This is a genomic window from Adhaeribacter pallidiroseus, assembly GCF_003340495.1.
GTDB lineage: Bacteria > Bacteroidota > Bacteroidia > Cytophagales > Hymenobacteraceae > Adhaeribacter > Adhaeribacter pallidiroseus.
Window position 1 is genome coordinate 1,350,007 of the sequence record NZ_QASA01000001.1, and the last position, 12,225, is coordinate 1,362,231.

A 12,225-nucleotide genomic window follows, 5' to 3' on the forward strand; every position below is an offset into this window, starting at 1 on the left:
GCCGATGTGTTCTGTTAATTGTAAAATATGTTAGTTTACTGCCTTAAAAATTAATTTGCTGTAACGATACTGCAATAAATTTAGAAAATACATAATTTTAATTATATAGTAATCAAAAAATATGGATACCTTTGCGCCAAATATTAATTTTTAAATTTTGAGTACTGTATTTGCTTGGGGCTTTTAAATTTTAAATTGGCACCCAAAAGGCTGGGGTGAATCAAGATTTGATTTAATACAAACAGCCAAAACAACAATTAGTAAAACCGTATTTTTCTACTCAGAAAACGCCTATATGGAAAATAAGCACCAAACTTTAGTTTGCTTTACCAGTTCTTATCCGTACGGAACCCGGGAAACTTACTTTGAAAATGAACTACAGTACTTAGCCCAAGAGTTTAAAACCGTTTATATTCAGCCTACCTACAACCCGTACAAAACGCACGCGAAAAGAAATATTCCGGCTAATGTGGTGGTCATCGAAGAACCGATGGTGCCGTCGGGGAAACAAGCCCGGTTCGTGCAGGGTATTTTTAATTCTACTTCTCTGGGCATGTTCGTGAAGGATTTAATCAAGAACAAAGCGTACAGTTCTAAACCCGCTATTAGCCAATGGGTAAATACCTTGCTGGTACACCGGATTTCGTACCAAAAAGTAGAAAAGTTATTAGAAAAAGTAGGTAAAGATGCTCTGCTCTATTCTTATTGGGCCAATGCGCCGGTGTTTGCTACCGAATTATGTAAGCCATATAAAAAAATTGTGCGCATGCACTTCGGCGATTTTTACCTCGACCGGTTTAACGGCTACATGCCGGTAAGATCAAACATTTATAGTTCTGCCGAATTGTTGCTGCCCATTTCGAATGACATTTCTTCTATTCTGCAGAATTTTTATAAAATAGACAAAAGCAAGATATTCGTTAGCCATTTAGGTATAAACAATACCGCTGACTATTGCACAGTAAAAGATAGCGAGATAGTGCGCGTAGTTTCGTGCAGCCACTTAGAACCGCGCAAACGCGTGCATTTAATTGCCGAAGCCTTGACTAAATACACTGGTAATCACCAGATAGAATGGCATCACTTTGGGGGAGGCACCGAAATGAGCAAAATCCAGGACATTGTAAAAGAGGTAGGGAAAAACGTAAACGTAAACCTGCACGGCCCTGTTTCCCAAGCCCAGTTGTATCAGTTTTACCAGGATAATTACGTGAACTGGTTTTTAAATGTAAGTACCGGCGAGGGCATTCCGGTTAGTATCATGGAAGCTTTTTCGTTTGGGATACCAGCCATTGCTACCGACGGTGGGGCTACCTATGAAATTGTAAATGCTGCCAACGGCCACTTAATCCCGAAAGATTTTGATACCCAAATTATTGCGGATCTGCTGGCCAAACCCGACCCCGACTACCGGCGCAAACGAAACGAAGCACTAAACACCTGGTATGCAAAGTTTAACGCCGAAAGTAACTATACCCAGCTGGTAAAGCGGATGCAAGCTTTGTAGAAAGCAAAAATTTTAAAAAAAATAAAGTGGTAGTGGCGTTTTTCAGGCAGTACCACTTTTTTTATGAAACATAAACTCCAGAAAGCATTGGCCCATTGCAGGATAGCAGCCTGTCGTATGTTTAGAATGCTGGATTCTACCGCCAAGCACATCTAGAATTGAAAAGTATTCACTGTTTTACATTTACTCGCCCGGGTGGTACGTCTTTTCGGCGTTTTTCTCTACGTCTTCTTGGTAAAACAATACTTCTTTAAACTGGCCTTGGGTGTACATTTGGGCCTGGTCGTTGAAGTGTTTAGAATGGGGATTGCCACTGTTGCCGCCGGCTAATAAGGATTTAGCTCTAACTTTGGGACCAAATTCCACCGCGCACACAAAGCTGTTGCCGTTATACCCGTAACGTTTGTTGGTACCCGGATAAGTGCGACTTACAAAAGAAGGCAAACAGCCCCAGGTTGAAGCCGCAAAGCCGCTGGGTAAGCTGGGTTGGGTGTCATCATACTTCAGTTCAAGATCGCCGGAGAGCCGTTGGTAGCGGTTAATTTCGCCCCAGGCTATATTCCATTTCCCAAACTTGCTTTGCAGTTCCGCTTTTACTTCCAGCAGGGGAGCTAATAATTGGTCGGCGGTAGCAATTTGGGCAAACTGCTGGGTTTTTTGCACCTGATCCGCATCGCCCTGATCGATGTAAACTTGCCGGATAGCGGGACTTAGTTTCTGGGCCCATTCAATAGCTAATGTAGTTGCTACGGAGCTTTCGGAAGAATTGCGGTCCCAGGCGGCCAGCAATTTTATGGTTTCCGCTAGAGGTTGGTAGGGGGTAGCGGTTTTATTGGCTTCGTAAGCTTGTGATAGGGCGGGTAACAGCACGTCAAAAGCGGCTAAATGGGTGTTATACGCATCGGCAATTACTTTATCCAGGGTGTACTTGCCACTATTGCTAAAAATATGTACCGCGTTTACGCCCCGGAAATTTTCTCCATCCGGCGCCATGTAGGCGGGGTAGTTTGCTTTCTTCGGACTGCTGGGGCCGGCCGCCGTAAATGGGGTAGAGTTACAATTCTGAATCCAGCCGTTGGCTGGGTTATACAGGTGCACTGTTTCGTCAACCGGGTGCAACCCTTTGTATTCGGTGGCGGCCAGGCTGCCATCTACCGGTTTCGACCAATCCAGTGCCTTGTCCCGCACCGGCACGTAGTTCCCGTGCCAATAGGCAATATTGCCTTCCGCATCGGCGTAAACGGTGTTGTTGGAAGTATTGGCTTTTAAATCCATGACTTTTTTGTACTCCGCAAAACTTTTGGCCTTGGTGCGCTGCCAACTCTGGACCAAACTAACCATCGACCGGTTGTACGATTTCAGGCTGATCCATTTATTATGCCGTTGCGCCATAATGGGGCCGTGGTGGGTATAATACGCCTGGATAATTTTGGTTTTTAAAGCCTCGCCTTCGCGGTACCGGAGCGTAATTTTTTTCTGGGTTACTGGCTTCAGGGAATTGTTATACTGGTAAAACAAAGCCTTATTTTTCTTTACAATTTTCTCTTCGTACAAATCGGCTACGTCGGTGTTGCCGGAAGTGTGCATCCAGCCGCAGTGTTCATTAAAGCCCTGGTACACAAAAAACTGCCCCCAGGTAACGGCTCCGTACGCGTTTAAACCTTCCTGGCTTTGCACCTGCACCTCGGGCCGGAAGTAAAACGTAACGTGGGGGTTAATGTACAAAATCGCGTGGCCCGATTCGGTTTTAGCGGGGGCAAACGCAAACCCGTTAGAACCGCTCGGCAATTCCATTTTTTTAGGCACAGCACTCGAAAAGTCCTGGGAGCCGGTGTAAAAATTTTTTAATTCAGTAACGGTTATATCGGCGGTGTTAATGGCGCCGATACTGCCATCAGTCCAAAGCAAGGGGTACCAGGGTTTAAAGCGGTGCAACAGAGCGGGTTTTACCTCCGGATTTTGGTACAAATAGTAATTAATACCGTCGGCGTAAGCGTTTAGTAATTTTTTGAGCCACGGTTCGGCCTTCTGATAGTCGCTGATGGCCTCGGTAGAATCAATGAGTAAGCGGATGAGTAAATCGTTGTACAGTTCGGCTTCGCCTTTTACCTCGGCCAGGCGGCCTAGTTTTTCGATATAATTCATTTCTACGCGCTTAAAATCATCTTCGCATTGCGCGTACAATAAGCCAAAAACCGCATCGGCGTCGGTGGTGCCGTATACATGCGGAATCCCGTATTGATCGCGGGTAATGGAAACTTGTTGGGCTTGTTGCTGCCACCGGTTCATTTCGGTGGGAGTAAACTTTTGCGCGAGTAGTTGTAACGGTATCAGTAAAAGGAATAGTATGCTTTTCATACGGGTTACAAATTCAGGTAAGCGTAATACATCCAGGCAAGCTGGCCGTGGCCGGTGGTTTTACCTAAGTACATATTTATAGAATAGACCTTATTAAACCTATTTAATTTAGTAAGAGACTGGAAATTTAGTCTAATTTTAAAAAAAACTAATTATTTAGCATTCAGGTAAAAAAATTTCTTGGCAATGGGTATCTGGCGGAAAGAAGCCATTTTTTTATTGCGTATTTTTTAATGCGCAGCAGGTTATGAAAGTACCGCATGGTTCCCGATTAAGCTTTACAAATTAAGTAACAAGACAAAATTAAGTTGCTAAAATCCTGAGTTTAAGCAATTGATGGTTAAAGTTATAACGATCGAATAACGAACAACTAAAAACGACCAACTACTTATTAAAAATTGAACAGCTGTTTATACCTGCAGTGGTAAAAAAAAATTGCTGCTTAACGAGTTGCCAATTCTACGGTAGGGAAGGATTTAGATGGTTGGGTACTGTTTTTTAAATTTTTAATTAATATGGCGCCTCAACCCAGCTTATTTCAGGTAACATTTCGGCAGCGTTAAGTTGCTACGGCTTGCAGGAGTTCTTGCACCTCAGGTTGGCTTAAGTACCGCCATTCGCCTGGTTCTAAACCGCCGAGTTCCAGATTTACAATCCGGGTTCGAATAAGTTGTTGCACCTGGTAACCTAATTTGTAACACATTCTTCGAATCTGCCGATTTAAGCCTTGGTTTAAAATAATGCGGAAGGCGTGGGTATTTATTTGGGCCACAACTGCTGGGCGGGTTTGTTTGCCCATAATCATAATACCCGTGGCTAAATGCTGAAGGGCTTCGGGGGTTAATGGTCTATCTACGCTTACTAGATATTCTTTTTCCTGATGAATTTTGGCGTGAATGGTTTTATATAAAACCGTTCCATCGTTAGTGAGCAGCATTAACCCTTCGGATTCTTTATCTAAACGACCAATGGGAAAAACCCGCTGATTTAGGTTTAAAGCGTGGGTAAGATTATTTTCGACGTGGGTATTCAAAGTCGATTCGATGCCGCGGGGTTTGTTGTAGGCCAGGTACACAAATGCTTTTGGTTCTTTTATGACCTGCCCCTCAAAAGTAACTTCATCTTCTGGCTGCAAGGCTTGTTGTAGCTGCCCATTGCTTCCATTTACCCGCACCCGGCCGGCTAGTATGTACGTTATTGCTTGTTGGTTCGAAACCTGTAATTTCTGTACCACAAAATGCTTCAGCGAAGCCAATAAAACTTTCATCAATTCAGAAATAATTGTCTCCGGGAAAAGAAGTGGATTATGTATTAGGCAAAAGTAGCAGTATGAATTAGAAGCAACATAGCATTTTTACGTTTCCGGGAGAACTCCCGGATAAAACAGAATCAGGAGTAGTAAAAAAGGTCTGTGCCGACACAGACCTTTGCGGTTTTTTTAAATTTTTAAAAAGCTTACACGTTTAGTTTGCCTTCAATAGAGTCGTCGAGGGTTTGACCAATTATAGCGCCTAAAGCAATTTTGGCAAAGGCTACGGTATTGCCGTGTTTGTTGTCCCAGTAATACCCTTCCGCAGCTTTTATTTGCAGTACGGTAATACGCGGATCGTCCAGGCCTTCGGTAAACCAGGTTTTCAGAATCGGATTCCATAACTCTTTAATCAGTTCTTTGTCGCGGTTAATGGTAGCGGTGCCAAAAACGCTTAAATAATCGCTGTGTTCTGAGCCTTGAAATAACAAATGCACCTGCGGGTCGGCTTGGATGTCGGCGTTTTTATGACTATCCGACGCACTCAAGAAATAAAAATTGCCGGCTTCGTCTACTTTTCTGATCGACATGGGCCGTACTTTCAGCGGCTGGCCGGTGGTTATTTTGGTGCAGAAAAAACAGGAATCGGCTTTTTCGGCTAATTCTTTTATTTTTTGACCAGCTTGGTTGCCGTGCAGGTCTTCGTGGTTTTTTTCGGGTTGTTGCTGATTGATGCTGTCCATCTATTTCTTTTTTAAAATAAGTTTCTCTTTTTAACTTGGCCCAGCACAAAAGGTTATTATTAAATTTTTAAATAGCAGGCACCCCGCCGATTATTAAAGTAATTTAAAAACCAAAGCTTGCTTTTGCTTCGTTGCTTTTATTGTGTTTATGCGGGTTATCCTGTATCTTTAATAACCTAGTTAATGCGTCTTTCCATGAAAAAATTACCTATTCTCGTTGTTGTACTTTTGCTTTTCAGCGCTTTTACGCCTAAACCACTTACCTGGGTAGCCATCGGCGATTCGATTACTTACCTCAACGATCATCCCGACGAAACGGGAAACCGCATTACCAAAGGTTACCTGACGCTGGTAAAAGAGCAGATTCCGGGTTTGGAATACATTAACAAAGGCTATAATGGCTGGACCGCCGGCGGAATTGCCCAAGAAATTGAAAAACTGGAGTTGGTAAATGCCGATGTGTATTCAATTTTTTTAGGTACCAACGATTGGTGGCAAGGCCGCCCCATTGGCACCTGGTTAGATTATAAAAACAATACCGGCGATAAAACTTTCTTTGGCTCTTACCGGATTATTATAGATAAACTGCGCCGCTTAAATAAAAAAGCACCCATTGTTTTAATTACCCCCATGCAGCGGGTAGATTTTGTGTACATCGCCAACATGAAAAATAATGCCTATGGCTCCTACAAAGATAAAAACAACCAATCGCTGGCCGCTTTTGCCGAAGCTATTCATGTAATTGGTACTAACGAAAAGCTGCCGGTATTAGACTTATACAACGACAGCGGCATGGACCTGAATAACCTGGTAAAATTTAAACGCTTAAAAGACCCGGCTACCGGCGCGTACAAAGATTATCCGTATCCCAGCTTTATCGACGTGCCTTTTAACCCCGAAACCGACGAGTACCCTTATCCACCGGAATCCATCGACATGACTTACGATGGCTTGCACCCTTCGGATAAAGGCTACGCCGTTATTGCCAACATGCTGGCCGAAGTAATGAAAAAAGAACTTAAGTTGATTAAAGCGAGCAAATAAGTAAATGGACACAAGTAGTAAGACACAAGTAGTAAGACACAAGTAGTAAGACACAAGTATCAAGACAAAAATAAACGTAAGGATATTTCAAGGTAATGTTTTAGTTATCAATAGTTTATAGGTCGAACAACTAATAACGACCAACTACTTATAATACATTAAAATATCAGTGATTTAACCTTGTATTTATAATATTGGAATGTGTCTTTTAGTTTGTTCTTTTACTGAACATTTACCATTTACCAGTTAGTAAATAGTTTTATTTTCATGTTATGCTTTAGAGGTAATTTTTTATCTCGGGTATAAAAATAAGCAACCGGTCGGAATGCGGGCAATATTTGCTTTATTCTGGCCGGTTGCATTTTGCCAAAAACCGGTTTGCTCTTTATAAAACCGGCTCAATATTTAAAAAACGGGTTGCACCTCTGCTAAAATTTAAAAATACCGCCACTCCCCATTAGTATTAAAGTAAGCCGATGAAGCGCCTATTGTACATTTTCTTGTTTTGTTGTATCCTGATAATCCTTACTTTTCTGTTGTTCGATGATCTGGAAAACTGGATCACCACGTACGTGAATTCCGGAAAAACCTTAACTACCTTTACCTTGCTCAGCTTTGGCTTTTTATCCCTGGATACCCTTTTGCCGGTTCCCTCCAGTTTGTTAATGATTTTAAATGGTAAAGTTTTGGGCTTTTTTCTCGGCAGTATGGTTTCCTGGGGCGGCACCCTGGTTTCTTCTTTATTTGGATTTTATTTAGGGCAAAGTGCCAATCCTTATTTCGATAAGTTTTTCTCCGCCACGGATAAAGCCTTTAGCAATAATTTTTTCCGGAAGTACGGGAACTGGGCCATTCTTACTTCGAAAGCTTTACCTATTTTGTCCGAAGCGGTTTCGTTTGTGGCCGGAACTGCCGCCGTGCCGTTTAAAACTTTCTTGCTGTATTCCGCAATAGGTCATTTGCTGATAGCGGTGGTTTACGGCTATTTGGGCAGCTATGCTAATACACTCCATTCGGGCTTAATAACCCTGATTATTATTGTGGGTACGGTAGTAGTAGGTTGGTTGGTGCAGTATTTTTTAAAAAATAAACGAATTTAGCTTTATAAAACAGCAGAAAAAGCCTAAAGAAAGGCCAAAGGTGGTTTGGTTAAGCTATTCGATAAAGGCCTTGGGTTTTTTGCTGGCACAGCATGCCCGTCTTTTCTTTATTAAAAAGTTTGGAGTCTCCCCCCGGAAAACTCCAAACTGATTGAAAAGTATTCTTTAATACACGGGTAAACTAAGTAACAGGACAAAATTAAGTTGCTAAAATCCTGAGATTAAGCAATTGATGGTTAAAGTTATAACGATCGAATAACGAACAACTAAAAACGACCAACTACTTATAAGGTAGGCGTACAATCATTTTTTTAAATTTTATCTATTCCGGAAAGTACCCGAACCTTTAGCGTTAATTTTTCAAGCCAAGTTAATTATTTTCCGGTAGTTCAAAATTGTTGCTTACTCGTTGGTTACTTTAAATATTTTGCCATCGGGTAAACTGTTTACGTAATACGTTAAAGGCCCACTTCTCACAATAGATGTTGGTTGGTTTATCGCTGACCCGAAGGTTGCTTGTCCGTTATCCGCGGCCACCACTATTCGGCCGGTATTGGGTATAAACCCTTGTTGGCCAAATTGCGCATGTTCCACTACTACCGGGTTATAAGCCGGATCGAAGGTCATATCCGTTATGGTGGTAAATCCTTCCTGATACAAGGTATATTTGCCTTTGCGATCTACGGAATAAATCCGGGCTTCTCCTTTCGGGAAAGGAAAACCAGTTAAAGTGGTAACGTAAAAACGCTGTTCGTTGAAGCCAATACCGGTGGGTACTACATCGATAGTCGGCGGACCAGGAATGGGATTTTTAATATCGGTAAAAACAGTAAATACGTGTAGTTTGCCGGCGGGGGTGCGGCGAATAACGGCGTTGGCACTCGCATCGGTAATGTAAATATTATCTTCGGGCCCCACAGTTAAACCATAGGGGTTAGATGCTTCCGGCTTTTCTTTGAAGGGATAATTCATGACAAAATTACCTATATCCTGCTTTTCGAGGGTGCTGGCTTTTACCACTTTGTCCCCGATTTTATATTTGCTGATATCGGCTATATACAGTATGCCGTTGGTATGCAGAATATAAACTTTTCCGTCTTTTACTAACAAATGATTTAACCCCACAATCTCTTCGGAGCCACCTGGTCCAAAAAAGGAAGGAAAACCTTCCACTACCACGTGTTTTTTTCCGTAAGAATCAAACACGGACACTTTTCCATCATCTTTGCCAGTTCCAATTTCCGTTACCCACAACTGTTGCTGGGCATCCAAAGCCAGCCCAATGGGGCCGTTCAGCTTAGAGGCGTACTCTTTGGTACTCACAGGTTTAGGGTCCACTGCATTCAGGTACTCATAAAATTCGCGGCAGCCGGTTAATACTAATAAACCCAGGCTAAAAAGCAATGTTGTTACTTTTAATTTCATGGTAATAGTGGTTTAAGTTAGAAAATAATTTTACCCGATCAATTTAGGTAAATGTTTGAATTATAATGATTTTAATTATTAATTTATTTTGATATGAAGCGGCTATTAATTTCTTTGTTGTAATGGTTGTAAATAGTATTATTTATAGAGGCGGGTAAAAAGCCAAATACTTTACCAAAATTAAGCAGGCAGTTGAGGGAATAGCATTACTGAAAGCTTTCTCGGGAGGAAGCGTAATTTTAAAATTAAGCTACCAACTTGTTTAGTCATCCGGAACCAGCTTCCATTATTATAAATCAAATTACTCCTGTATAATTTATGGTTTTGGCAAATACCCCAGCCACTGTAATACGTACAGCTTTATTTCGTGTACCTTTATACTGGATAAACCCCGACGGATGCTAGAAGCTATTCTTGATAAACTACGTATCACCGATTTAAATCCCATGCAGGCCGCGGCTTTAGCGGCTGCGGAACAACAGGATGTAGTGTTGCTGGCGCCAACTGGTTCAGGTAAAACCTTGGGTTTTCTGTTGCCTTTGTTAAAGCGCCTGCAACCCGCAATGCCGGGAGTGCAGGCTTTGGTGCTGGTTCCTACCCGCGAACTGGCCCTGCAAATAGAGCAGGTATTCCGGCAAATGGGTACGGGGTTTGGGGTAACGTGCTTTTACGGAGGCCACGCTACCCGTACGGAACGGAGCGCTTTGGGTAATCCGCCGGCGGTAGTGGTGGGTACCCCGGGCCGGATTGCTTTTCATTTGCGGGAGAAAAACCTGATTGGTACTCCGGTGCATACTTTAATACTGGATGAATTTGATAAATCGCTGGAATTTGGTTTTGAAGCCGAGATGCAATTTATAATCCAGGAATTGCCACAAGTTACCAGAAGGCTCCTGACGTCGGCTACGGCAATGGCCGCAATACCTTTATTTACGCAGGTACAAAATCCGGTGCTTATTAATTTTCTGCAAGATACACCCAGCACCCCGGATTTGGCAGTGAAAATAGTTCCGGTAGCAGCGGGTGATAAAGCTACGTCTTTATTCCGTTTATTATGTAAAATAGGAAACAAACCTACTTTGGTATTTTGCAACCAACGCGATGCCGTTGAAGAGTTAAGCCAATTTCTGAACCAGAAAAAACTAGACCACGGTGTATTCCACGGCGGCTTGGAGCAACCCGACCGGGAACGGGCTTTACTTAAATTCCGAAATGGCACGTATCATTTACTGCTTAGTACTGATTTAGCTTCCCGCGGGTTAGATATTCCGGAAATTGAAAACGTGATTCACTACGAATTAACCAATGCCGAAACCTACCTGCACCGCAACGGCCGTACAGCCCGGATGCACGCCAAAGGAACGGCTTATGTATTGGTGCAGCCGGGACAAAAACCGGCCTATTTGCCCGAGTCGCTTGCTACTGAATTGTTGCCCACGCAAGTAGTGTTACCGCCGCCCAGCCCTTGGGAAACCGTGTACTTAAATGCCGGCAAAAAAGATAAAATAAGCAAAGGCGATGTGGCGGGTTTTCTACTCCAAAAAAACTTTCTGCAAAAAGAAGAGTTGGGTTTAATCTACCTCCAGGATTACGTTACCTTCGCCGCCGTAAGCCGGAAGAAAGCCGATGCTCTTATTCAAAAGCTGCAAAACGAAAAAATTAAAAACAAAAAAGTAAAGCTCGGGCGGGCTAAGTAAAATTTAAAAAAACGCACTAATAACATTATCTCAAAGCGCTGTAATCTATATCTCTTGAAAACAATTACTTTTTTACCTTTCTTCTTGGGTTTTTACGTATACCTATTAGGAACCAAGGAGAAAGTAGATTAAATCTTTTACTTACCCGGTCTGTTTTTTTAATTAATACTTACTACTACTTCATCCTGTTTAAGTCAGAAAAGTCTACGGCATCTCTGATTTAAACTTTTTTAATCAAAGCATACGCCCATAACACAACCAGAGCTTGCAACTTATTTCTTAAACGTTGTTTTGGTCTTTGAGCCGGGCCAATTTTTAAAATTGCGGCGCAACACGCGTACGAAGTTTGTCTTATGCCTTTTCCTTAAGAATTATAAAACTATGAAATACACTATCAAAATTACCAGTGCCCAAACAATAAGCGAAATTCCAAATTATTGGACCAACCCGGATTATATGCAACTATTGGAGAAGTTTAATTACCCGGATGCCGATAAAGCCGAAAAAGAAACGCTGGAAGAATTGCTCTTAATGGCCATCACAGATTACGAACCCAATGAAGCAGCCGCCATTGTTCTGGAATATAAATTAGCGGATAAGTTAAACGACGGGCAAATTCAGCAAATTTCGAATGATATGTTACTCGATAAAATTTCGGAGGAATACCCGGATATAAGTTTACATGCCACTTTGTTCCCGGTAAACCAGCTTTTATTCAAAGCATTTAACGGTAAATTTCCGAATACCAAGGCTACCCTTATACAGTTCTCAATAGAGCCGGAAAACGCGGAGAATATATTGGAGTTTACAAAAGAAGATGTGCTGCATTTATTCCAGAACGGGTTATCCGAACGCACGCTTATCAAACGACTTTTTGGCGAACAAATAGCCGGAAGTAATAATTTCCCGGAAGCCGCAAGCATTTTGTGGGAATTACAGCCTGTGGGTAATAACCACTATACCTTTATCACGTCGGATTATTGGTTAAGCAAAGACGATTTGGTGGCCGATGAATTTAGTGCCGAGTTAGTGAAAGAACCTAAGGCCGAGGAAATTCAGTAGCAAAGCGCAAGCTTCACTAAAATTTAAAAAAATGCGGTAA

General features: G+C 42.2%; 9 protein-coding genes. 5 read left to right on the plus strand and 4 right to left on the minus strand.

Translation table 11 applies throughout. The features are described 5' to 3' along the window. Window positions 1–295: 295 nt before the first annotated feature. Window positions 296–1,507 (plus strand): glycosyltransferase, encoded by a 1,212-nt coding sequence (locus AHMF7616_RS05290; protein WP_115371937.1) that lies wholly within the window; start codon window positions 296–298, stop codon window positions 1,505–1,507. A 183-nt stretch (window positions 1,508–1,690) separates the two neighbouring features. Here the strand turns inward: AHMF7616_RS05290 and AHMF7616_RS05300 are convergent, their stop codons facing one another. The 3 genes from AHMF7616_RS05300 to AHMF7616_RS05310 all read right to left on the minus strand — a co-directional run bounded on the left by AHMF7616_RS05300 (window position 1,691) and on the right by AHMF7616_RS05310 (window position 5,857). After that, window positions 1,691–3,865, minus strand: a complete 2,175-nt coding sequence (locus tag AHMF7616_RS05300) for a penicillin acylase family protein (RefSeq protein ID WP_115371939.1) — start codon at window positions 3,863–3,865, stop codon at window positions 1,691–1,693. A gap of 559 nt (window positions 3,866–4,424) precedes the next feature. Further along, on the minus strand, window positions 4,425–5,132 hold the full coding sequence (locus AHMF7616_RS05305) for a pseudouridine synthase (protein ID WP_115371940.1): 708 nt from the start codon (window positions 5,130–5,132) through the stop codon (window positions 4,425–4,427). Between the two features lie 188 nt (window positions 5,133–5,320). Beyond that, on the minus strand, window positions 5,321–5,857 hold the full coding sequence (locus AHMF7616_RS05310; protein ID WP_115371941.1) for a pyridoxamine 5'-phosphate oxidase family protein: 537 nt from the start codon (window positions 5,855–5,857) through the stop codon (window positions 5,321–5,323). Between the two features lie 195 nt (window positions 5,858–6,052). On the opposite strand from AHMF7616_RS05310, the gene AHMF7616_RS05315 reads away from it, so the two are divergent. Further along, window positions 6,053–6,901 (plus strand): SGNH/GDSL hydrolase family protein, encoded by an 849-nt coding sequence (locus tag AHMF7616_RS05315; protein ID WP_115371942.1) that lies wholly within the window; start codon window positions 6,053–6,055, stop codon window positions 6,899–6,901. 476 nt (window positions 6,902–7,377) lie between these two features. Next, the gene (locus AHMF7616_RS05320) at window positions 7,378–8,001 is read left to right on the plus strand and encodes a TVP38/TMEM64 family protein (protein WP_115371943.1); all 624 of its coding nucleotides are present in this window, start codon (window positions 7,378–7,380) and stop codon (window positions 7,999–8,001) included. A 402-nt stretch (window positions 8,002–8,403) separates the two neighbouring features. Here the strand turns inward: AHMF7616_RS05320 and AHMF7616_RS05325 are convergent, their stop codons facing one another. Continuing rightward, window positions 8,404–9,426 carry a ScyD/ScyE family protein gene (locus tag AHMF7616_RS05325; protein WP_115371944.1) on the minus strand — a complete coding sequence of 341 codons (1,023 nt, stop codon included), beginning with the start codon at window positions 9,424–9,426 and terminating at the stop codon, window positions 8,404–8,406. Window positions 9,427–9,824: 398 nt separating this feature from the next. Between AHMF7616_RS05325 and AHMF7616_RS05330 the strand changes: the two genes are divergently transcribed. Next, a complete protein-coding gene (locus AHMF7616_RS05330; protein ID WP_115371945.1) occupies window positions 9,825–11,123 on the plus strand; it encodes a DEAD/DEAH box helicase in 1,299 nt (432 codons plus the stop codon). Between the two features lie 381 nt (window positions 11,124–11,504). Continuing rightward, on the plus strand, window positions 11,505–12,185 hold the full coding sequence (locus AHMF7616_RS05335) for a hypothetical protein (RefSeq protein WP_115371946.1): 681 nt from the start codon (window positions 11,505–11,507) through the stop codon (window positions 12,183–12,185). The last annotated feature ends 40 nt before the right edge of the window (window positions 12,186–12,225 follow it).